The organism is Mycobacterium sp. NGS33 (assembly GCF_059812885.1).
In genome coordinates this window covers 73,789-95,630 of the sequence record NZ_JCALDN010000017.1, presented here as the reverse complement: position 1 = coordinate 95,630, position 21,842 = coordinate 73,789, and the positions used below count along the sequence as shown (strand labels likewise).

Annotated in this window: 23 protein-coding genes and 2 pseudogenes; 15 read left to right on the top strand and 10 right to left on the bottom strand. The window is 64.3% G+C overall.

From position 1 onward, the window contains the following. The 7 genes and pseudogenes from AC5Y5B_RS21050 to AC5Y5B_RS21020 form a co-directional block, all read left to right on the top strand. A pseudogene (locus AC5Y5B_RS21050) lies at window positions 1–511 on the top strand (DUF4226 domain-containing protein); the annotation flags it as partial. A 96-nt stretch (window positions 512–607) separates the two neighbouring features. Next, a complete protein-coding gene (locus AC5Y5B_RS21045) occupies window positions 608–1,237 on the top strand; it encodes a hypothetical protein (RefSeq protein ID WP_500006295.1) in 630 nt (209 codons plus the stop codon). Then, window positions 1,234–2,727: a coiled-coil domain-containing protein gene (locus AC5Y5B_RS21040; RefSeq protein WP_500006294.1), complete on the top strand. Its 1,494-nt coding sequence runs from the start codon at window positions 1,234–1,236 to the stop codon at window positions 2,725–2,727. Before AC5Y5B_RS21045 ends, AC5Y5B_RS21040 begins: the two co-directional genes overlap by 4 nt. Before the next feature lie 246 nt (window positions 2,728–2,973). Further along, window positions 2,974–3,918: a DUF2637 domain-containing protein gene (locus tag AC5Y5B_RS21035; RefSeq protein WP_500006293.1), complete on the top strand. Its 945-nt coding sequence runs from the start codon at window positions 2,974–2,976 to the stop codon at window positions 3,916–3,918. 163 nt (window positions 3,919–4,081) lie between these two features. Further along, a complete protein-coding gene (locus AC5Y5B_RS21030; protein ID WP_500006292.1) occupies window positions 4,082–4,774 on the top strand; it encodes a hypothetical protein in 693 nt (230 codons plus the stop codon). Window positions 4,775–4,831: 57 nt separating this feature from the next. After that, window positions 4,832–5,095, top strand: a complete 264-nt coding sequence (locus AC5Y5B_RS21025; RefSeq protein ID WP_500006291.1) for a hypothetical protein — start codon at window positions 4,832–4,834, stop codon at window positions 5,093–5,095. A gap of 132 nt (window positions 5,096–5,227) precedes the next feature. Beyond that, the gene (locus AC5Y5B_RS21020) at window positions 5,228–8,179 is read left to right on the top strand and encodes a lantibiotic dehydratase (RefSeq protein ID WP_500006290.1); all 2,952 of its coding nucleotides are present in this window, start codon (window positions 5,228–5,230) and stop codon (window positions 8,177–8,179) included. A 236-nt stretch (window positions 8,180–8,415) separates the two neighbouring features. Here AC5Y5B_RS21020 and AC5Y5B_RS21015 read toward each other — a convergent pair whose 3' ends face one another. Then, window positions 8,416–8,577: a hypothetical protein gene (locus AC5Y5B_RS21015; protein WP_156747832.1), complete on the bottom strand. Its 162-nt coding sequence runs from the start codon at window positions 8,575–8,577 to the stop codon at window positions 8,416–8,418. A 189-nt stretch (window positions 8,578–8,766) separates the two neighbouring features. Between AC5Y5B_RS21015 and AC5Y5B_RS21010 the strand changes: the two genes are divergently transcribed. Then, window positions 8,767–9,204: a hypothetical protein gene (locus AC5Y5B_RS21010; RefSeq protein WP_500006289.1), complete on the top strand. Its 438-nt coding sequence runs from the start codon at window positions 8,767–8,769 to the stop codon at window positions 9,202–9,204. 127 nt (window positions 9,205–9,331) lie between these two features. On the opposite strand, the gene AC5Y5B_RS21005 is transcribed toward AC5Y5B_RS21010, so the two are convergent. Both AC5Y5B_RS21005 and AC5Y5B_RS21000 read right to left on the bottom strand, forming a co-directional pair. Next, entirely contained in the window at window positions 9,332–10,171 is an 840-nt protein-coding gene (locus AC5Y5B_RS21005; protein WP_500006288.1) for a ParB/RepB/Spo0J family partition protein, read from the bottom strand. Next, window positions 10,171–10,884, bottom strand: coding sequence for a nucleotide-binding protein (locus AC5Y5B_RS21000; RefSeq protein WP_500006287.1), 714 nt, complete (start codon window positions 10,882–10,884; stop codon window positions 10,171–10,173). Before AC5Y5B_RS21000 ends, AC5Y5B_RS21005 begins: the two co-directional genes overlap by 1 nt. A 432-nt stretch (window positions 10,885–11,316) precedes the next feature. Here AC5Y5B_RS21000 and AC5Y5B_RS20995 point away from each other — a divergent pair, with 432 nt between their 5' ends. From AC5Y5B_RS20995 to AC5Y5B_RS20985, 3 genes are all read left to right on the top strand, one after another. Then, the gene (locus AC5Y5B_RS20995; protein ID WP_500006286.1) at window positions 11,317–12,219 is read left to right on the top strand and encodes a hypothetical protein; all 903 of its coding nucleotides are present in this window, start codon (window positions 11,317–11,319) and stop codon (window positions 12,217–12,219) included. 723 nt (window positions 12,220–12,942) lie between these two features. Continuing rightward, window positions 12,943–13,920, top strand: a complete 978-nt coding sequence (locus AC5Y5B_RS20990) for a ParA family protein (RefSeq protein ID WP_500006285.1) — start codon at window positions 12,943–12,945, stop codon at window positions 13,918–13,920. Beyond that, the gene (locus AC5Y5B_RS20985; RefSeq protein ID WP_500006284.1) at window positions 13,913–14,281 is read left to right on the top strand and encodes a hypothetical protein; all 369 of its coding nucleotides are present in this window, start codon (window positions 13,913–13,915) and stop codon (window positions 14,279–14,281) included. The genes AC5Y5B_RS20990 and AC5Y5B_RS20985 overlap by 8 nt, the downstream gene beginning before the upstream one ends. 15 nt (window positions 14,282–14,296) lie before the next feature. Here the strand turns inward: AC5Y5B_RS20985 and AC5Y5B_RS20980 are convergent, their stop codons facing one another. The 5 genes and pseudogenes from AC5Y5B_RS20980 to AC5Y5B_RS20960 form a co-directional block, all read right to left on the bottom strand. Further along, a complete protein-coding gene (locus tag AC5Y5B_RS20980; RefSeq protein WP_500006299.1) occupies window positions 14,297–14,449 on the bottom strand; it encodes a hypothetical protein in 153 nt (50 codons plus the stop codon). A gap of 375 nt (window positions 14,450–14,824) precedes the next feature. Beyond that, window positions 14,825–14,986: pseudogene (locus AC5Y5B_RS20975) on the bottom strand (WhiB family transcriptional regulator); the annotation flags it as partial. Beyond that, window positions 14,983–15,927, bottom strand: coding sequence for a helix-turn-helix domain-containing protein (locus AC5Y5B_RS20970; RefSeq protein WP_500006283.1), 945 nt, complete (start codon window positions 15,925–15,927; stop codon window positions 14,983–14,985). The pseudogene AC5Y5B_RS20975 and the gene AC5Y5B_RS20970, both read right to left, overlap by 4 nt. A gap of 996 nt (window positions 15,928–16,923) precedes the next feature. Continuing rightward, complete coding sequence (locus tag AC5Y5B_RS20965) at window positions 16,924–17,466, bottom strand: hypothetical protein (protein WP_500006282.1); 543 nt, start codon at window positions 17,464–17,466, stop codon at window positions 16,924–16,926. A gap of 126 nt (window positions 17,467–17,592) precedes the next feature. Next, complete coding sequence (locus AC5Y5B_RS20960; RefSeq protein WP_500006281.1) at window positions 17,593–17,877, bottom strand: transcription factor WhiB; 285 nt, start codon at window positions 17,875–17,877, stop codon at window positions 17,593–17,595. 196 nt (window positions 17,878–18,073) lie between these two features. Here AC5Y5B_RS20960 and AC5Y5B_RS20955 point away from each other — a divergent pair, with 196 nt between their 5' ends. The 4 genes from AC5Y5B_RS20955 to AC5Y5B_RS20940 all read left to right on the top strand — a co-directional run bounded on the left by AC5Y5B_RS20955 (window position 18,074) and on the right by AC5Y5B_RS20940 (window position 19,838). Further along, window positions 18,074–18,793 carry an XRE family transcriptional regulator gene (locus tag AC5Y5B_RS20955; protein ID WP_500006280.1) on the top strand — a complete coding sequence of 240 codons (720 nt, stop codon included), beginning with the start codon at window positions 18,074–18,076 and terminating at the stop codon, window positions 18,791–18,793. A gap of 72 nt (window positions 18,794–18,865) precedes the next feature. Continuing rightward, window positions 18,866–19,051, top strand: a complete 186-nt coding sequence (locus tag AC5Y5B_RS20950; RefSeq protein ID WP_500006279.1) for an antitoxin VbhA family protein — start codon at window positions 18,866–18,868, stop codon at window positions 19,049–19,051. Then, the gene (locus tag AC5Y5B_RS20945; RefSeq protein WP_500006278.1) at window positions 19,052–19,345 is read left to right on the top strand and encodes a hypothetical protein; all 294 of its coding nucleotides are present in this window, start codon (window positions 19,052–19,054) and stop codon (window positions 19,343–19,345) included. 25 nt (window positions 19,346–19,370) lie between these two features. Then, window positions 19,371–19,838, top strand: coding sequence for a Fic family protein (locus AC5Y5B_RS20940; protein ID WP_500006298.1), 468 nt, complete (start codon window positions 19,371–19,373; stop codon window positions 19,836–19,838). Between the two features lie 10 nt (window positions 19,839–19,848). On the opposite strand, the gene AC5Y5B_RS20935 is transcribed toward AC5Y5B_RS20940, so the two are convergent. Both AC5Y5B_RS20935 and AC5Y5B_RS20930 read right to left on the bottom strand, forming a co-directional pair. Beyond that, a complete protein-coding gene (locus AC5Y5B_RS20935; RefSeq protein ID WP_500006277.1) occupies window positions 19,849–20,154 on the bottom strand; it encodes a hypothetical protein in 306 nt (101 codons plus the stop codon). A gap of 499 nt (window positions 20,155–20,653) precedes the next feature. Beyond that, window positions 20,654–21,835 (bottom strand): RNA-guided endonuclease InsQ/TnpB family protein, encoded by a 1,182-nt coding sequence (locus AC5Y5B_RS20930; RefSeq protein WP_500006276.1) that lies wholly within the window; start codon window positions 21,833–21,835, stop codon window positions 20,654–20,656. Window positions 21,836–21,842 lie beyond the last annotated feature (7 nt).

The following is a 21,842-nucleotide window of genomic DNA, read 5'->3' as shown; positions in this document are numbered from 1 at the left end:
CGCCGGCCAAATCCGCGCCCTCGATTACCAAGGCGGCGGCAGGGTCCAAGGGGCTGGATTCGGCCAGGATCCCCCGCCGGAATCCCCAGCGCCCAAAGACGAGCTGCCCCACGGTAAAGACCCGCGCTACTGGATTGACGTCACCAAAATCATCCACGTGGGCCCAGGGGAAATGGCTCCCTACGGGTCGAAGCAGATCGGCCCCGGCCTGTGGTATCCCGAGGACAACTCGCTGTCGGGGCCCCCGCCGGCGAAATATCCACTGGATAACACCATGATTACCCGCCTGGGCCCGCATGAGCTCGGGCCCTACGGGACACAGGAATTGGCGCCGGGGATCTTCGCCCCGGACCCCCGCCAGTCATACGGGCCGCAAACGCCATGGCCGGCGCCCAAGCAGCCGATCGACGTGCGCGACGTTATCCACGTCCCGGAGGGCGCCAAGGCCCCGTACGGGTATTTCGAGTATCTGCCCGGTTGGTTTGCCCCCGTCGTCCCTGGCCCACATTGAGGCGCCGCTCGTGAAATCAATCCTTCGCCGCCATGACGTTCATGGTTGGGCACTTAAATCCCCCTCGTCTACTCGCACACATCGGAGGACCTTGTGATGACTGGCTCATTGCCGCAGCTACTGGCGGACCAGGTTCTGCTGCCTCAAGGAATGCCGGCGCTACCGCCGGCCCGTGATTTCCTGATGTCGGCGGGATTTGGCGGCGCGGGAGCACTTCTGGCCGCCATCATCGTGGCTGCTGTCGTGATCTTTGCCGTGCGCGGCGCGTCCAAGCGGCACGGGTTGCTGGTGGAGCAACAAGAACGCCACCACGGGGAGGTGCGCGAAGATGCGCAACGCGCTGCACGGCTGCAGGAATGCCGCGAAAGGCTTGCCTGGGTCGTAGATAAGGGCGGGATTGAACCTGCCGCTAGCGAGGGCGCCACGGTGGGTTTTGGACCCGAATTGGCCATGGCCGTGCTGCAGGGAATCCAGGCCGACGCCGAGAAACTCGATGATGCCAACTTGGCCAAGGCGGCGGCGGTTCAACTCAGTCAGCTCTCCCGTGTGCTGGCCAGACAAAGCGGTGGCACTGCACAATTCGTGGCCGCGCAGTCAGCGACCCCCACGCAGCCACCCTCAGCTGCCCCACCGGAGTCCAACGGGGACCCAGGAGCGGCGGCGGGCGAAGAGTCGAGCGCGCCCGCGCGTAAGGTCCCTGCAACCGGAAGGCGCCGCCGCCAATGACCTCGCTGATGCAGCAAATCGAGGAGCTCGACGTCGAGGAGTGGGCAGCGCTGACCAAGCAGGCGGCGTTAGCGGCGGTCGCAGCCAACACCCGACTTGGTGTGCCCACTCCACCTGAGGTGGCCGCGGTGGCCAAGATGAGCGAACAAGACCTCATTGACCAGCGGCGGCGTTTCGGTCCTGCGCCTAAGCGCCTTTCGGCAGTGCAGCAGCTCGTGCAAGCCGATCATCGCCGCGTGGTCGCCGAGCGCCAGGCCGAGAAGGCTGATCAAGATCGGCGAGACGCCGAAGCGGCCACCGCCACTGCCCGCGCTGAAGCGCAGCAGTCGGCGGACGTGGCTACCGCCGCGCGCGAGCGGGTCAGGGCGGTCGAAGCTGAAAGTGCGCGCAAAGACGCCGAGCGCGCCGAAGAACGGGCAGCGGCCCAACAACGATTGGATCTGCTGCGCGGCGAACTCCAGCAGGTTCGGGCCAGTGCTGCGGCCGACGCGGCGGCGGCGCGCGAAGCGCTCACCGCTGCTGAAGCGCGCGCCGAAGAGCGCTCAGCTGAGCGAAGCGCCGAGCGGGCAGCCGCGGAAAGAACGATCCAGGAACTGCGCGATGAGCTGGCCAGGGTCCGCGCCGACGCTGAGACGGAGGTGGCGGCCGCGAGGGAGGAAGTTCGGGCGGCAGAAGAACGGGCCGAGCAACGGATGGCCGAGCGCGCCAGCGAACGCCAGGACGCCGAACATCGCGTTCAGCAGGTGCGCGGTGAACTTGACCAGGTGCGTGCCGACGCGGCCGATGCCGTTGCGGCGGCGCGCGGACAGGCCAGCGGAGAAATCGCGGCCGCCCAGGAGACCGCTCAAGTGCAGATCGCCAGGGCCCGCACCGCGGCGCAGGAGGCGATGGCGCGCGCCCAGAGGGAGGTTGAGGAGGTGCGCGCGGAGGCCGCCGCGCACGTCGCCGAGGCCCGCCGGCAAGCCGATGCAGCGATTACGGCGGCGCACCAGGCCGTGCATACCGAGATTGCGCGGGTGCACGCCGAACGCGAGGAGATCCGCCGGGCGGCGGCGGCCAGAGAAGCCGGCGCCGGGGATACGACCTTAAGCATTCCGGTGCCTGCGGCGCAGATCCGCGCGCATACCGGGGCAGTCGAGGACGCCTTGTCCACCGTGCGCCACGTCGATTACGTGCTCGAGGCCGCAGCAGCTCAGGGCGGGGGATCCCCGGGGGCCGCCGCTGATATTGAGCTGGTGCGCAACCTGGTCGGGACGGTGCAAGAACAGGCCCTGGGCCTGTCCGAAGAATTGCGCATCCTTCCCTCGCGTTTCGGCTCGGCCTGGGATGTGCAGGCTGCGCAGAACTATGTCGCCGTCGCCGCCAACGCGTATGGTGCTCTGCTGCAACGCATTGAGGACATCGTCGAGCAGCTACGCGACAACGGATTCGGTGAACTCGTGGACATCGTCACCACGATGCTCGACGAGCATCCTTGGCGCCAAGCGTAATTCACCTCTGGCCGGGCGGCTGGTCGAGCTAGTTCGTGCACACGGTCGTTACGTGTGCACGCCCGAAATTGGCGTCCTATGGATCGCCGCCGCCGTGGTAAGGGCCCGGCGGAAATGGTGCCTGGGCGCCGAAAGTTGTGCATCTGAAGCAATCTGGCGGCCATAGGCTAAAAAGGTCAGCTCCCGTGAGGCCTGGAAAATGTCGGGCCGATCGGGCTCACGCAAGCGGCGGCGGGAAGGTGATCGATGGTTGCCGGAGAATCCACCAAGGAGACGCGTGCGGCAGCGCGGTTCTTCTGGACATGGCTGTTTGTGGCGACTGCTGTCTCGGTCGCTGGGAATGTCGCCCACGCAGTGTTGAAGGCGCCGCCGGGGATGATTCGACTCGCCGCGGTAGCGGCCATTGTGGCTCCGGTGGTGCTGCTGGGTTCCACCCACGGGGTAGGTCTGCTAGTCAAGGCGCGGCGCGTTGGTTTCGCCTATTGGTGCGCGCTGGCCACGACGTTTGGTCTGGCAGCGGTCGCATTCATCCTGTCGTTCGACGCGCTGCGTGACCTGGCGGTGATGCTGGGGATGGCACCTTCTCGGGCGTGGTTATGGCCAGTGGCTATCGACATGTCGATCGCCAATTCCACGCTGTCGCTGTTGTCGCTTTCTCCCCCACGCGCGGTGACGGTGGCCGCGCCGGCGCACGAGCAACTCAGCGACGGCGGTGACGTTATCGCTGCCATTGGTTCCCTCAAGGCGCACCCGGCACAGTCTGAGGATTCCTCACCGCATGAGTCGCGCCCCGCTGCCCAGCCGGCTCCCCCGCCGCCAGCCTCCTCTCCCCCGACTCGGTCCACTGCGGCGGATCGGCCGCGCTCAGAGGCTGTCGAGCGGCCTTTGGCGGCCGTGCACGTCGGGGACGCTACGGCTGAGCGCGTGGACATCAAGCGATGGCGGCCGGCAGCAGATGAGCTAATTCGCGACGGCGTGACCTCGAAGGATCCAGCGATTGTGGCGGCTGTGCTGGCCGAGAACGCTGCTGGAACCGCGCCGAGCACCATCGGGCGCCGCCACAATCTGCATCACAGCACGGTCGGACGGATTGTGGCCAGTGCGCACCGCCGCGGCATGTTTAACCGGTTGATCGCAGGCGCGCCGGTGTTGAGCGGGGTCGACCTGTCGGAATCTCCGGCAGCCTGCTGAGAATCAGTTCCTGCACGCTCGCAAAATTTAGGCGGTGCGCCTCGCGCTCGAGGAGCTCAAGGCGGTCCTCGCGGATCCTGACCCCCCACAACGCGGCCTGCCGGATTAGGCATTCAAAATGGGACTGCAGCTCCTGGCTGCACTTCATACTTGGGTTATGTCTATGGCCGTGGTGCAGGCATGCCTGCAAGGTGAGGCGAATATCCGGCGTGCGCGATCGTTGTTTGCCGATGCCGAAACCACACCAGCACCCGCTGAGGCGGCGCAGTCGTTGGCTTTCGGTGCTGACACGACGCTGGCCGCCGGCCGGCTCACGAGTGGCCTGTCGGGTAAGGCGATCGACGCGCACCACCAGTTCGTCGACGCCTCGATACCGGTGATCACCGCGGCCGCCCGCAATGACCTCACCCTCGGTGCTCACCTTGATGCGGCGGCCGCAATCACCAAGGCCGGTGCTGATCGACTCGACGCAATCGCCCAGCAGGCCCGCGCGACTACCCAGGCCGCAGCGAGCGCGAATACCCCCGCCGCGCAGCGCGCCGTCCTGGCCGCGATGAAAACTCATGTCCAAGCTGCCAACAACGTCGTCGCGACCACCCGAAGTCAAGCGGTGCAGCTCGCCGCGGGAGTAAAAGAGATCGACTACAAACAAACCCCGCCAGGGGGAGGTCGCGACGATTTCGATCTCGACACTCACTACGCTCGCCCGGCGGGCCTCACCGGACCTGTCCCCGAGGGGACGTGGGAAATCACCATTGGTGTCACCGGGCTGGTGACTCAGACCGGCGCGTGGACGATTGCGACCCACTCAAATATGTATGGTTGCGGATCGAAAGGGCAGCATTGCAAGGACTAGTCAACGACAGCTCGGCGGCGTGATGGCAGGTGAAACTTTACGATGTTTGCGAATTGGTTGACCGAGTACTGGTGGATTCTGGCAACGCTGCTGTACGTCATTCTGCTCGTGATTGTGGCCGTGGTTTTAGTCCGCCGGGGGACGTATACAACAACGTGGCCGAAGATCACACTGGCGGTCACCTGCGTCATTGTGCTGTTGATTCCAACGATGCACCCGCCCGGAAGTTACGTCGACGCGCTAATCGTGGTGCTCAACTTGTTGGTCTTGTTCAGGATCTATACCAAGCCCGAGAGACCGTCGAATCCTGTGGATCAGTGAGTCTCCGCACACCCTCGTCATGCTTTTCTCTTCGCAGATGCAGTGTGAGTGACCACGCCACCCCGACGAAATCTTGATTGGGCCTGGGGCTCACTCAGCGATTCCGTGATCCTTCGGTGTTCGCTGGGAGTGGTGGGCGAGTATCCCGATTTCCCTAGCGAGTGGGGCGATTCCAACGCCATCGCGCGGCTGTGGTCGGCCACTGCGGTGCGTGAGGCCGTGCTGCTCGCCAGCCCGGTGCTGGCGGCTCAGATCGACAAGCTGCTGTCGTCCTGGGGTACTGACACATCGGTGAAGAAACGCAAACGCCTGCACAAGGGCTTGCTGAAGTATGCGCTGCGCTTGAGCACCAGATGCACGCCGTTCGGCATGTTCGCGGGTGTGGCGGTGCTGCCGATCGGCGACGGGGAACCGGTGCTCGGGGCCTCCCACATCCGACATGTCCGGGCCGCCGGGGCGGTCACCAGGCGTCTGGCCGAGAAGGCGCGGGCGATGCCGCAGGCTCGGCTGTACCCCAACCCGGCGCTGACCGAACGCGCCGATCGCCTGGTCGTCACCGTCATGCGCGGTATCGACGACACCAACACCCTGGCCTCGATCAGGGCGACCGGGCCTGCCCGGCTGGCCGTCGACACCGCTGCTGGCACCGCGGTGCGACAAGACATCGAGCAGCGGCTCGCCGACGCCTATCCCGCCGCCGGCCCGGCCAAGGTGCACAAGCTGATCGACGACCTGCTGCAGGCCGAGGTACTGCTGTGCGAGGCGGAGCACTCCGCATTCGACGGCGACCCGTTAGCGCGCGTGCCCGACGCCGTCGAGGGTGTGACCGAGATGCGGAATGCCGTCGCGCGGTATTCCAGCTCGGCCGACCCGGTTGATGACCGCAGCCTGGAGGCGCTACTGCAACTGTGCTGGGCGGGCGGGGTCCAACGCGACGTCCACGTCGACCTTGAACTCGAGTCGTCCGGGCACGTGCCGGCGTCTGCCGTCGGCGCGGGCCTCGATGCCATGGCGGCCCTGGCTGCGACAATGGCGCACCTGCCGGCCACTCGCGCGCTAGATGAGTTCGGCGCCAGGTTTTGGGAACGGTACGGCGACACGCTGGTGCCGTTATTGACCGCTGTCGATGAGGATCTCGGGGTCGGCTACCCGCGGGCCTACGAGGTCGTTGCGCCGCAACGTCCATTTGCCGACGAGGACGACGACCCCGCGGCCGCGCGGCGCCGAGACCTGATCGCCCAACTTCTACAGAGGGCGGCATCCGCTGGCGTGGACGCCGTGGAGCTCACCGATGCCGACTTGGCGGGCTTCCCCGAGCCCGACGGCATGCCCAGCAGTTTCGATCTGATTCTTGGGCTTCACCGCGAGCGGTCGGGTCTGAGGGCCACGGTCGCCGGACTCGGTTTTCCCGGCGGGTCCACCGTGGGACGTTTCACCGCCGTCATGCCGCGGGCGCGGGACTACGCGCTGCACTGCGCGGAGTTCGACACCGCCCGGTGGGCCGACCAGACCGCCGGCCGGGGAATCCTCTGTGGAGTCGACTACATCGCCGGAGCGGACTCCATCAACGAGGTCGCCGCTACCGCAGAGCTCTATCCGGTGACACTCGCAGTTAATGCGCGTCCGCACCGCCCGGTCGGCACGGTGCTCACCCTCGCCGACGTTTACCTCGGTTTCGCGGATGGGCGTGTGCGGACCGTCCTGGCCGACGGCACACCAGTGAGCGTGCGTCAGCTCAACATGGCCACGACCCGCGCCTCGGCCAACGTGATCCGGCTGTTGCGGGAGATATCCGACGCCGGGACCCGGGTGCCGTTTTGGTCCTGGGGCCAGGCCGAGGCGAGCTTGAATCACCTTCCCGCGGTCGAATACCGGGGCGTCATCCTGGCCGAGCAGCGGTGGCGCTATCCGGCGACTACGGAGCCCACCCCGACTGCGCTGCGGGACTGGCTTATCGCGGCCGGCGTCAGCCGCCACGTCCGCGTCGGCCCGCACGACAACCGGCTGCACCTCGACACTCAACACCCGGTGCACTTGGACCTGCTGCTTGACGAGATCACCGCCGGCAACCAGTGGGTGTTTCGCGCCCCGCCGCCGGATCAGTTGGGCGTGGTGGGCGACCACCGGGCGGCAGCGCACCCCGCCGAGGTGGTGGTGACTGTTGCTTGCCCGAGCTCACCGGGCGTCGAACCCGACCTAACCAGCCGGCCACTGCACGACCCCGCCGACGACGTGCATCGGCTGCTGATGCCAGGGGGCGCTTGGACATCGTTCGCCATCACTGCCACCGGTAGCTCACATGACCGTACCGTGCGGGCGTTTGCCGACGCGTTCCCTGGGCTCCTCGGCGACTGGTACTTCGTGCGTTACCGAGAAAACGACCGCGACCAACTCCGTTTACGGGTGCGACGCCCGGTTGCCGAGCTCAACGGTGTCTTGGCGTGGCTGGCTGAGGCTCGCATAGCGGGGCGCATCGGCGACTACACGATCCCCGTCTACCACCGCGAACTGGAGCGCTACGGCGGAGCTCGGAGCTTCCCGTGTTATGAACGGCTGTTTTGTCTCGAGACCGCGCATATCGTCGCCAGGTTGCCGGTTATTGAGCCCAACCCGCCGACCCCGGCTACCGCCGCTTGGCTTATCAGGCCAGGTGTCGAGGCCGCTGCCGGGGTCCTGACCCAATGGCTGGACGGTCTCGACCCGAGCCGGGTGAACGCTGGCGAGGTGATCGACGTCGCGGTGGAGCACTACAGTCGGGAGCTGGGCGCGGTCGTGCACAAGATCAAAACCGAGCTGCGCAAACAACATCCGCACATCGACGCGGCCATCGACCTAGCCGCCGCCCTGCGCGAGTTCTGGGCCGATCCGGCCCAGAACAACGCGGTACTAACGCCTTTGGTGCTGCAAAGCGCGAGCCATCTGCTGTGCAACCGGCTTGGCCTGCAGCGCCACGAAGAGTTCGCTGCCATGTGGATGGTTAAGACCGAACGAAACCGCCTCGAGCGGCGCACTACCCGACCCCAATCGAGTGCGACCACACCGGATGCGATGCCAATGATCCCCAGTCCGACCAGCGACAGGTAACCAGAAGACTTCGATGCCCCTGCGTCACTGTGTGTTCCGATTCCAACGTTGCTTGGTTCCCTACTCCGACACCACATACGCGAGCACCACCCGCACTGCGCCAGAACGTAATTCGGTCCGCATCGTTTGCGCCGGGCGCAAAGGATTCGCTAAGCAGAAGAGCTTCGATGACAGGGCCATGCTTGCCTGCCTTAAAACGAGCCAGGAGAGCCAGCCCGTTCCGGGGTCGGCGAGTGTTACGAGGCTTGCGCGACCAGGGTGCGCAGGCTCAATTCGCGCATCAGGTGCGGCAGACTCACGCCCTGGCGGTCGGCTTCTTGCTGCAGCGCTTTGAGGTCCTCTTCGGCGAAGCGCACCAATACCTTGCCGGTTAGCTTGCGCTGTTCGCTGCTACTCACCTTGTCCTCCGGGTACCTCGGCGGGCTTCAAATCACCTCGTCGTGATGTCGTTATTTTAGAGCATAGCTGCCTTAAAATTGGCGCATTGAGTCCTCTACGCCCGGGCCATGTCGCTATTATGGCCTTAATTAGCGGCATGACGCCGTTGCAGACGACGGAGCGAACCGTGCGGCCGGAGTAATCCAGCGATGACTGAGCCGAAGCAGCCACCGCCGGGGGTGGAGACCACGCCCGGCGGTCCTGTCGTGTCGCTATCGGAGGCCGCTAAGCGGCTCAATAAGGATCCGCGCACCATCATCCGCGCCATTAAGACGGGCTCGATTCGCGGCGGAGCCATGCCGAGGCCGGAGCGGCTGCGATGGTATGTCTACGCCGACGAGTTCGCCCCGCCACCGAGTGAGGCTGTCCCGTCGGCGGGTGACGAGGCCGACGCGCTTCGGGCGCAAGTTGTTTCGCTAACGGAGGCCAATCGGCTGCTGATCGCTGCGCAGCAGGATCTGCTTGATGCCGATCGCTCGACCAACGAGGCCGCAGACAAGTATCGTGCGGTGGCACGCAATTACCTTGACGCCCTGGCGCAGTTTATGACACCGGGCAATCTGGGCGAGCTGGCCAGCCGGCTCTAAGCCCTACCCTCGACGAAAGCCGCTTCGCGGTGTCGCCATTTAGCGACAGCGGTGTCGCTGCACGTCGTTTCGTCCGCCCTGGCCCAGCTCGGCGTCCTTTTGTCACGTGACGGTGCGGCGGTTTGGACTACACCGCCGCGGCCGCGTCGGAGAGCACAGCCACCAGAGTCTTGACCCCATCTTCGCCCAGGTGGGTGCGCAGGGCGTCCGCGAGCAGCCGAGGTTTGGATTCGAATTCATTGAGCGCGCTAGCGATGACCCGAGACGGGCTGGAGCGCTTGTCGGGTTCGCCGTGGTGCTTGCCGTCATCGTTCTTTTTGTCTTGTGCGGCCTGCCAGCGTGCGACTTGCTGCTCGAGGGGCACGCGCGCCAAGGTGCGAGCTTCACGGATCGCCAATTCGCCTCGGCGCAACGCGGTTTGCAATTGTGGTGCGAGTTCCAGCAACGCGCGGCGCTGTGATACCCAGGCTTGGGTCTTGCGGAGCCGGTTGGCTGCCTCTACCCCGCTGCCGCACTCCTGTACGAGGGCTTCCACGGCTTTGGCTTCCTCGATGACATCGAAGTCCTGACGATCCACGTTTTCGGCAATCGATGCTGAGATCAGCGTGACGCGGTCGCGGGCGATCTCGTCGTTGACGACAATGGCCAGATCAGTGCGGCCGTACTTGTGTGCGGCAGCCAGACGTCGGCATCCGTTGACCACCACGAAGCGTGTCGTAATCGTGTCTTCGGGATACAACCTCAGATAGGCAGTGGAGGTGACCACGACGGCGGGTTGGAGCTGCATGTCGGCGATGGATTCGAGATCGGAAAGATCGCCGACGTCATCGCGTGGGTTACGCGGATTGGCGGTGAGGTCTGTCAGCAATGCGGTGCGACCGTGCATCGGGGTCATCTGCTCGACCGGTGAGTTGTCTCCCACCCGGTTGGCGAGCGAGGCGAGGTTGGTGCGCTGCCCCCTTGCCATCAGTGCCCACCTCCGACATTGAGCTCCAGCGCAAACTTGTAAAAGTCTTCCCGCGCCTGCAGCGCAACGCGATTCAGTGGATACTCGGTCACCACCTGTCCGTCGGCGCTGGCCCGCGCGTGCAGCTTGTAGTGACGAATCACGGTGTGGGCCAACGGCCAACCGTTAGCCCTGATGAACTCTTTTGTCTCGTTGAGATCGTGCATGCCGTCGCGCGGGTCCCAGTTATTGATCACCACGAGGTAGGGAATCCCCCGGGGCGCAATTACCTTGTTAATGGTGCGGGCGGTCGGGTCGAAACTCAGCGGCTCGGTTTCGATCGGAACAATGACCGAGTCAGCGACGTCGAGGACCACTCGCAGGGCATCGGCTGCCGGACCGCGCCCCAGCGGATCCGCAGTGCCGTTGCCCGACTCCAAGTCGATCCATCCGGGAGTGTCGACGTAGACATGCTGGATACCGGGAAGCTCACCTAGGCGCTTGAGGCCGTCAATATCTTCGTGGGCCTGAACGATATGAAATGGAAGATCGTCGATGCGAGCAGCCCACCACACTGCGGAGCCTTGGGGGTCGACCGAGACCGCCGCGACGGGTGAGCTTGAGTCCGGATCGTCGTCGTGATTGAGGACATCGGCGGTGACCGCGGCTAAATTGACGGCGATCGTGCTCTTCCCGACGCCGCCCTTCTGATTGAGAACGACGTGAACAGCCATAACTGGCCTTCCGTATGCTTCCCCCGCTATGCGGGGTACTTCGGATGAGACAGCGGCAGTCTACGGGGCCGCATCCCATCGTGTCGGGTGGACACGCCGGAACCAATCTCATTGCCCTAGAGGGTCAACGGCCCCTAGTCATCACCCCATCGAGAGCGGACCGCTAAGGGTGCGACCGCAACGATCACGTTCCGGGACTGCGGACTTAACCGCGGTTAAGTCCGCAGTCCCGGTCCCGAGCCCCACACGGCGGTGACGTTCGCTGTGATCTTTGACGCCGAAGCGGCTATGGGCACAACGGGTTCGGCTCTGCAGGAACTCGGGGATGCAGCGGACACTGCTGCAACTCAGGTTCTGCTCGGCCCTCATGCGGTAAACAACACACGGATGTCGTTACCCGGCCGCCCTATGCGTCAGTGAAATACTGACAGGGTGGCCGCCCGACCCAAGGTACACAGACATGAGGTCAGTGCGGCCATTGTGAGGATCGCAAGGAGACGGGCGAAAGTCGAGGACCGGTACCGCGAAAAGCTGCCCGACTCACCGGAATCCGACCCCCGCGAAGTCCTTGACTACCTGCAGCAATACAGCCACCGGGAGATCCCCCGATGGGCTTTACAGGCAGACGTCTGTGACGCCCTGACGCTCAACAACTGGTTGTGGTGGGAGGATCGCCGGCGCGAGCTCCACTTCTTGAAGGCCGGACGCGATCGTGGCATCTTCCTCTCACAGCTCGGATCCCAAGTAGGAGTGGGCAAGCAAGGCGTTCTCGATCGCATCGACCGGCTCGAGTGTCTGCTGCGCTATGACCGTCCCGACGAGAAGATCGCCCGAGACTCGCGCCGCGCGGAACGCGAGCGCCGCGAGCGGTTACCCGTCGAGGCGGCATGGCTGGCCGACCACCACGACGAATTGCGGTCGGTCATCGCTGGCCTCGTCGAGCAAGCCGCGCGCTTCAACGTCGAGGACCGAGACTGGATCGACGAGCTGGCCGTTGATGAACGAAGCGGCTTCACGCCGGCGACCATGGTGATTCTCGCCCTGGCCGCATCCGAGCTGCGGACAGCGCCCGCCGTGCTGAGTTTGGACAGCACCCGCCCATACGCAGTACATACCCTCCTTGCTCGCGCCGATCAGCTGCGCAGCCGGTTCGCCCAGTTGGGCTCCGATGCGGTTGATGGACGGTCCCCTCGGCAGGTCAAGCATGCCCACGAGAGCCATGATCCCGGGCCGAACGCGCCGGCGCGCACCGAGTGTGAGCGGGCGCTCGACCAAGCAGCAGCCTTACGCACAAACATGGCTCAGGCGCTCGATCGAGGCGCTGTCGGAAATTAGTGGCTGCCGTCTTAACCGCGGTTAAGACGGCAGCAGTCTCATACCTCCGCCGGATGTCAGCCGGATTCCTACGCCGGCCGGGCGGTAGGTGCCCAGCCCCTGAGTAGCGAACCGCCGGTCAATCGGCGTTACGTCGCATCGCACCACCATCCCAATGAGCCCAGCGGGCAGCCCGCTCATGCAGCGGCTCAGAGCCAGCAGGCCAAAGCCGATCGAGCACCACTCCCCCATTGTCGACCCGGCGTGCACCGTCACGGCCCCAAGCCGCAGAGTCTGTGGGCACCCCCCGATCTGAGGGCTTTCGTCACGGTGACGCCGATCTTCAGAGGGTGGTCTCGGGGTGCGGCTTATCTGTTCCGTGCGCCTTGGGCGATCCTGCGTCACCGGGTGATCGGGTGACTCGATCACCGCATCGCAATATCACCGGAAGATCAGATCGCAGCGCCGCACCATCATCGAATCACCGTGTCAGTCGATCATTATGTGAGTAAATCACTACCGCACTGAGTGATGCAGCGATCGCGTGATGGAATCACACAGGCACTGAATCGCCCGATCGCCCCATCACGACGCGACTCAATGACCATGCAACCCGATCACTGGTTCGCTTGATCATCCAGTGACACAGTCACCCGGTTTCGGCATCACCACGCAACTCGGTGACTCCGTGATCCGATGATTTCTTCACCGCATCACCGGATGACCGGATGACCGGATGACCGGATGACCGGAAAACGCGATCACCTGGTTGCCACATCACTGGATGACGCCGTCACTTCGTCGCGGGGTCATCCGGTCACGGCATCACGCGGCGATCACATCACGTCGACACGCCATCGCCAGATCACCGGGACACGCGACCACCTTGGTGTAATAGATGAGGCGAATGATAAAGGAGTGATTATCGTGAAAGCGGAAGTGATTGCGATCGCTAATCACAAGGGCGGGGTAGGGAAGTCCTTCACCGCGGTGAACCTTGCCGCCGGCCTGGCACAAGCCGGGTGGCGCACCTTGCTCACCGACTGTGACCCTCAAGGCAATTCGACGTCGATGTTCGACCCCGACGACGACGTCGAGTTCGACATCTATGACTTGATCGGCGAGGGCGCACCGATCGATAAGGTCCGGCGTAAGACGCGGTTGGAGAATCTCGACCTGGTTCCGTCCACCCTTGCTGTCGCCAAATTGGACCAGGAGCTCGTGACGATGCACCGGCGCGAGGAGCAGTTGGCGATGGCCCTTGCGCCGGTGTATCAGGAGTACGACGCGATCGTGCTCGACCTTTCGCCGAACCTGGGCCAACTGGTGATCACCGCGCTCAACGCTGCTGACTGGTTCGTCGTGCCGACCGATGCCAGCAAGTGGGGTAGGCGAGGGGTCAACATGTTCTTGGAGTGGTCTTCTACGCTGCGACAGCATCGAGTTCTGTCGGCAACCTTCCTGGGTGTCCTGCTGACGAAGTACGAGCCGTCCACACTGATCAGTCGGGAAACTCTGCATGCGCTGCGCAATGATGGGCTTCCCATTTTTGCAACGATGATCCCGAAACGTACTGCCGCCGAACGGATGGTCTCCGACCAGGTGGTCCTTGGAGACCTTGAAGCCGATCCGGATCTGGCGCATGCGTACGCGAGTTTCACCGTTGAAGTGATGACCCTCGTTGATGAGGGCCGACGGAATCGAGGAAAGCATCATGCCTAAAAAGGACACTGCCGCCGCCGTACTCGGCATGCTGTCGACCGCTGGGGCCCAGACCCGCAAGACGGCTGAGAGCGCCGATGCCCCTGAGCCGAATGCACCGCCACTCGCCGTCACAGTGACGGAAAGTAGCCCTGTGTCGTCCGCAAGCGCGCTGCCACCAGCTCGTCGACCTTCCGCCGCAACCGAGGTCAAGGCTCCTCGCACACTGAGGCTGCGATCGACCACCGCGGAGCGGCTTCGTCAAGCATGGTTGCACGCTAAACGCGACGACGTGCTACTCACCGCACAGGATTTCGCTTCGGATCTCGTGGAGGATGCACTGGCGCGGCGCAAGCGGATGACCGCGCGTGCCGCAGATTAACCGCGGTTAAGGCTCTCAAGCGGTCTGCACGTCTGCGCGGATCTCGGTCAGCCACCCGTCGCGCTCAAACAACACCCACCGCGATGCGCGCCAGTGAAACGGTATCGACGTTGGATCCCGGTGGGCGTCGATGACATAACCGGACCGTTGCGCAAGGCGTGGTTCCATGCACCTTACGGTGTCTGCGCATGCCACGCAGGCGGCGAACACTTCTGTGGGGGAGAGGTTTTCAGTCAAATCCCGGGTGGGGCAGCGGTTCACGAGACGATCGAAGGTGTAGTGGCAGCCCTCGGTGAAAACCTCACAGCTACCCGAGCTCCGCGCCAGCACTCGCGTCGCCGTCGAGCGCGAGGCGATAGGTGACGCCGGCCTCACTAGCGGCGTATAGGCCGGGGGGTGGTGACTGTTGGTATCGTCATCCAGCGGCGTGCGAGGTTCTGTCGGCTCAGGATCACCGCCGTCGGCGAGCCTGAGATCCTCGGCGATGGCCTCGAGGTAGGGTGCCGCGTCGTCGTGGTGTCCGTCGATCCAGACGCCTGCCCAAACACCCCACGAAGCCTTGCATTTCAATGCCTCTCGAGCACACCACGACCGGACGGGGCACTGAAGGCATTCAGCCAATGCATCGCCGCGGCCCCGCCGGTCAAACCACCGCTCGGGATCGTCCCGGCAGGCGATCTTGGGGTGAATAGGGGAGCGGCTCATCGTGGGTTGTCCCGAAACGGTTGTTCGTAGCGACGACGCAGCGTTCGGTCCCGGATGTCCTCCAAGGCTTTTCGGGCCGCTGCGTGCCCCGGGCCCGACAACGCTTCTCGGCCGGCCTCGCGAGCCTTCCGGTTGGCTTCGCGCGCAGCGAGTTGCGCGGCGATGCGTGCCCGTGCCCGCTCGACCTCTTCTTGCTCTCGAGCGACGTCGTAGGCCGAGGGGCGGTTGGTCAGGTCGCCGTGTGCGGCGATCATGGCCCCGAGTAATCCGATGGGTTTATGCGGGTTGTCGGGTATCCAATGTCCGGTGCCCACCCAGTCTTGGATGAGGGTGTTGAGATCTCGCGGTGTCCAACCGTGCTGGGCGGCCTTGGTCACGATTTTCGCCCAGGGAGTGCCTGTCCGATAGCGACGTGCCCACGGCGGGCTTTGCTCGCTAAGGACCCAATTGTTTGCCAGGGCGAGGCCCCGTGGATCGATGCTGGTGCGCCGCGGAGCGGCGCTGCGACCGGCGGCGTAGCGCCGGTGTTGGGTGGTGAGTGATGATTTAGGGGAGGTTTTTTGGGTTAAAAGAGACCCTCCGGGATGGGATGACAGCGTTTGAATTCGGCAGTCGTGTAAGGCCCACACCGAAGCCCATCCGCGGCCTTTGTCCCCAACCCGCCAGCTTGCGAATCGTTCGGCCTTGGTGCGCTGTCGACCACGCATGACTTCGGTCGCAACTCCCAAGAGCCGCAGTGCGGTTGAGGCGCGCTGTACTGTCCGAACGGAAAGGCGGGTCATTTGCGCCAGCCGTGCGTTGGTGGGTCGACAGTTGCGCCCGGTGCGGTGATCAGCGAAAGAGGCGCGTGCCTCAGCCACGGCGACAAGGGTTTTCAAGCTGACGGGGTTGTTGGGCATGACAGGGCGTACGTGGGTGTTGTAGCGCAGCTTGTACGCCATCGGGACCGTGGTCTGCGCCCACCGTTGGGCCCGCCCACTCCAGCACGGAACGGCCGCCCAGACTACGTCGAGTTCGAGAACGATATTTGGGACACGAGCGAAGCAGTGGCTGCCGGCGCGTTGAATCCACAGCGGCGCGGTTCGGGCGGTGCCGCGGCGCCGGTCGCCAGGGCTACTGCCGCGATACGGATGGGTGACAGTCCTGGTGGATCCACGGGACGCGGTGACTAGACCGTTTTCAGGGTGTGCGCTACCGTGGAATGCGTCTTTCATGACGATTCCCTTCGAGATGGGGATTTTCGCGAGAGCACCCAAATTGGTTCGAGTTGCAGCTCGAACCGGCTACCCTCGGCTTGACGGCCGGGGGTTTTGCCGTTTAGGGGCCTCTTATCTGCGCTCTATTTACTTGGTAATGCGGTGATTTCGGGCGGCCGACTACAGTCGCGGCCAGGTGCGTCCTCTCTCTAGGGGGCGAACTTTCCTCTCCCGGCGGATATCCGCCGGGTATTCGGTGGCGGATATCCGCTCGGCGCTAGCATGCCTCATTTGCACTCCATTCCCTCGGTGACACGCCGCACCATCCGTCACAGCCGTCACTTGGTAGTGCGGCGCGGTTGACATCCCATGACGGGCCCTTACCCACGCTGTTTGAGCATCGGCAGCCAGCGCGATCGTCGCGGCCATGGAGCGCAACACTTTTCACTGTTAGCGATGGATCGCTTCGGCAGCCCATGCTCTTCTGCTCGGGTTAGGGCGCAGCCTGCTGGAGAGTCGAGACGCTTGCGTCCCGGGCCGGCCCACGATAATTGGCCGAGCTGGCCGTGGTGCCTACATCCCCGGCACTTTTGCCCCCTTGGTCGTCTGTCCGGCGCCGCGGTCTGGTGCTGTCTTGGGAAGCATTGGCCTGCATCGCAATTGCTGTGCATGCGTTGCGATCTCTGCTGGCAGTGCCGGGGCGGTAACTAGCACGAACGTGCGACAGCAGTGACGGTGACATCATGGTTTGCGTGGTTGCGCAGGGGATTCCGTTTCGGTTATCGCCGGCCAAATGGCCCTGTTGTGGCCATCGGCATGCCAGGGGCAGGCCTGGCCGCCGTCGCGTAATGGGGCTTCGCAGACTTGCGTGTGATGCCACGGACAGCCGCGGTCGTAACGGCGTACGGCCTCTTGAAGGCTGGGGTGGGCGGGGACGTCCAGTGCGATGGTGCCGGTGATGCCGTGATAGTGCAGCGCGCTGGTGGGGATGCCCAATTCCGCTAATTCACTTGCCAGAGAGGGTAATTCGTTCGGGGGCAGCGCGTTAAGAGGTAAGGTGAGATTGCCGGCACCCCAGTGCACGGCGGGCAGGTCGACGACGATGAGCGGGTTGCCATCGGCGCGGACCGGGACGAAGCGCAAGGTCCGTTCGGTGGTGATGAGTTTGGCGCCACGGCGTTCCACCAGAGCGTCCGAGGGTTGTTTGGTGGCATAAAGCCAGCGCAGCCCGGCGCGCAGCGCCGATTCCAGGGCTGGTGGGGCGGGGGTGAGGATGGCGGTCATGTGGACCTCCTAGGAAGGCCCCGGCGGATGGGTGTCGGGGAACCAAGCCGATTGCGAAGGGTGTGACGGTTGCGCCACGGCGGGGTCGATGCGCGGGCAGCGACACTGGTCGCTGGGTGGCGCCGGTTAGGGGATGGTGGGCTGATCGGCATAGCCGGCGTAAGCGGCCAGCGATTGCAGTTGGCGCAACGCGAACGTGCGCGTGCGACCCTCTTTCGGGACGTGCACCCCGGCCACTAGGCCTTCGATACCCGGGGTGTGCAGGGCTTCCTTCGCGCACAGCCATCGGCGGGGGCACCCTCGGCACAGGGCCTTGAGGGTGGGGTCGTTGCCGCCGTCGGCCCAGCGGTCTGGGTCGGCCACGCAGGGGGTGGCGGTGAGTACGGGCGGTAGTTCCAAAATGACGGTCACGGTCGCTCCTCCCACTGAGCGTTATCACTAGATGGGCGCTAACGTTAGCGCGCTAACGTAAGCACTGCAAGCATAAACATAAGCGGCTGGCCGATTACTTGTAAGCGCTAACGTAAGCGGCAAACGTAATCAGCAATACAGACGTGTCGCTGACCAGCTCTATGGGGCTACGCCAGGCAACCGATACACTGACGCGATGCACGACGACGCGGACACGGTCGGCGTGGCCCGCGCCGGTGCGGCGTTCGCCGCCCGCCGGGGGGAACTGGGCATTTCACAGCGCCAATTGGCAAAGCAAGGCATCATCGGCGCGCCCAATTTGATCGCCTTTGAAAAGGGGCGGTCGTGGCCCCGTGAACGCACCCGAGCCAAGCTCGAGCAGGTTGTCCAGTGGCCGCCCGGCACGCTCGCCAAACTATATGACGGCAGAACCGCCGTCGTAAGCGGCGCTATCGAACCAGCCCGCAACGAGTCCGAGGCTGGCACGGTGATTACGGACGCAGTCACTGTGGCGGTCGAACAAGTACTGGCCGCGGCCGATGCGCTTCCCGACGACCACGAGGAGGCCTTTCCAGAGCGTGTGCGCCGGGTGCTTGCCGACCTACGCACCGTAGAGGCGATCACGGCACGCGCGGTGCGCAGCAGCCAAGGCTCACCAGAGGTGATTAAGGCGTTGCGGCTGCTCCGACAGCGATACGGCGACCTAATGGTGCGGGCGGCCGCGGCCCCAGGCGCCACGCTGGGCCAGCGGCTCTACACCGCGCGGACGGGCGCTGCCCTCAGCGTCGCCGAGGCCGCCGGCGCAATGGATGTCGCACCGGATGTGGTTGTGGCCGCCGAATCCGAACAACCCGTCACCGAGGAGGACGAGCGCCGCATCGAGGCGCTGATCGCCGAACTCACTGCCGAAACCTAGCTAACACTCGGCCCCGGCGCCGGGACTGTGTAGTTGCGGGGCTCCGAGCAGCGCGCGAATACTCTGGGATTTATGAACATGTCGTCGCCGGTGGGTCCCCAGGAAGCTGCTGCGGTGACGAAAGCCGCACTGGGCCTGGCCGGACACAGCGTCGATCCCTTTACTCGGGAACTGACAGACAAGATGGGCCGCGGCGAGCTGACCGCAGATCAGGCGGTCGAGGCGATCCTCAACCGCGTGGCCTCCCAGCCGGCGTAGGTGGACGAATACCGCCGTTGGGAAGACTACTTCTGGCCGGACGCACCTGGCGTTCTGCGTAATAAGCTCGGCATCCGCGACCAACGGATGCTCAGCTTCGTCGAGTCGCAGATTTCGGCGGTGCGGATCTACGAGATCGTTCTTGAAAACCGTAGTGGGACTTTCGATTTCAAGCACTATTGCGACATACATCGACGGTTGTTGGGTGACGTGTACAACTGGGCTGGCATCCCGCGGGCGGTGCCTGCCGGGCCGATGACCAAGCGGGGCCGCGACGTCGTCAATTTTTGGTAAATGACCCCGCCGCACCCACTGTGCAATACCGCTATCGGCCGGGCCCGCAAGTGCGCGACAGCGCCGAGTATGTGTTTGCCCGCTTGCAGGCCGAAGACACCTCATCAAGCTGGCGCCAGATCGATTCATCGAACGGCTGGGCACGTACTGGGGAGCGATCGATTCAGTTCATCCTTTTCGCGACGGGAATTCGAGGACCGAAACGCTGTTCTTCCACCAACTGTGCCGCAATGCTGTCTACGAGCTGGACGCTGAAAAACTGTATGCCAAGCGCGCGGAATTCATCGCAGCGCGTTTTCATGGACATGCCACAGGCGACGGGTACAAGCGGTTAAGGCTTTGCTGGCCGAAACGGTGCAAGTGCGACACTCAGCCGAACTTAGTGAGCGTGAGACTAATTGGGTCCAGCGGCTCTATGAGGATGCGCGGCACAACGCGGACTTGTTGTCCAGACATCAACGCAAGGCTGAACGCGAAGAGGGACCGGGTCTAGAACTGTGAGGCTACGGGCCTGGTCCCTGTTCGGACTCGCCAGGTCTGGCAGCTGCTGCGCTTCGGTCAAGCAAATCGCGCAGCCTGGGAGCATCGGCAGTGTGCTGATAGGGGTCGAGCCAATCGCCGATCCTGTCCACCAGCGGTCGAGGCAGCGACGAGGTGTCACCCGCGGCGGTGAGCAAGGTGACGATCGCGGTGGAGGGATTCCCAGCGCCGATCGCGGCATAAAGCTCTGCTCGGCTGTCCTCGGCGAGGAGGTGACCAAGTGCATCGGCGAGGTCCCAGGCCAAATCGGTTTCCGCCCAATGCTCCATGCACGCATTGTCTCGTAGCGCAGTGGTGCCCGCTGCCCCGCACGGGAAAGCGCATCGGCGGAACTGATCAAAGTCTGCGTAGAACAGCCCGATTCACCGCCCGGGCGGTGCGGTCAAGCAACATGTACAGCTGCGGCGCCGTCTGTCAGGCGGGCGATCCCAATTGTCGAAGAGCGCGTGAACACTATGCAGGTTGGCGTCACTGTTGAAATCACACAGCGTGGTCGACGGCTGCAGGCCTCCTCGCAAGGCCGCGACCAGAAGGGTGTCCGATGGGGCCCAAGTCACAGCGATGCCGGCGTCGTGCAGTGTGGTGTAAGCGGTCTGGTTGGTCTGCGGCTGCGGAAGGCCGCATCGAGGAGCACTTGCACCTTGACGTGGCGTTGACGCTGCGCAGTGATGAGGACTTGCACAACGGCGTGGTCGTTGAGTTAGATCGATCGATCGACCGCCAACCGCACTGAGTGACTTCTCCGGTCGCTGAAGTGACCGGCTTCTTTTACGCTGCGGTGGCAGCGTGTAGGGCCAGTCCAGCCCTAAGTATGTTGCGTGCGGCGTGTTCGTCTGCCGGTGCGGTGTGACCGCAGTGTTGGCAGACGAATTCTGCTTGGCTGACGCGATTCTCGGGCGCTGCGTGACCGCAGCACTCACACCCGTCGGAGGTGTGCCGGGGGTTAACCTCGATCCAGGTTCGCCCAGCGTCTTCCGCTTTGGCGCGCAGTATCGAGACGAACTGGCCCCAGCCAGCGTCACTGATTGATCGGTTGAGCCCGGACTTCGCCCGGGCGCCGTTGGGCAGGAATTGTCCCGGATTGTCCGGGTCAGGTTTGGGCTTCGCCCGGCGCAGCATGTTCGCGATCGCCAGGTCCTCCACTACCAGCAGGTCGTAGCGGGCGACGAGTTCGCGGGCCTGTTTGTGGTGAAAGTCCTTACGCCGGTTGGCGATCTTACGGTGCCGCGCGGCCACCGTCTCCCGGCGAGCCACCCGGTTATTAGAGCCCCGTTTCGCGCGGGCCAGCCGCTGCTGGGCCACCTCCAGCCGTGAGGCCTGCTGGAGTGTCCACCGTGGATTGGCGACCTCGGTACCGTCAGACAGCGTCGCGTAGGTAACCACGCCGACATCAACACCGACTGGCCGACCCGTCGCGGGCAGCGGGTTAGTGGGCACGTCGTCACACGAGAGCACCAGCATCCACTTACGCCCTAGCCGTTTGACTTGGATCGTCTTCACCCGCCCCAGCACCGGGCGGTGCACCGTCACTTTCACCCGGCCCACACCTTGCAGGTACACCCGGTTGTGGTCGGGCAGCCAGCGGGCGCCGTCACCGTCTTTGGGCCATTCCACCGAGTCAAACCGCGACTTGCCTTTGAATCGTGGGTAGCCCGCTTTCTGGCCGGCTTTGACGCGGCGAAAGAACCCGTCGAACGCTTTATTGAGCCGCCGCAGGGTGGCCTGCTGGCTAGAGAACGACCACACCGCCTGATCCGCGCGCACTCTGCGGATCTCCCTCAGCTGCCCGGACTGGTCCTCGTAGAACAGGCGTGTCTTGCTGTGCGACCACGCATCCCGACGTTCCTGCAACGCAGCGTTGTATAACTCGCGATGCGCATCCAAACACGACGCCAAGGCCACATGCTGGCGCGCCGTGGGCCGCAATCGGAACACATACGCCCGTCGCATCACGCCA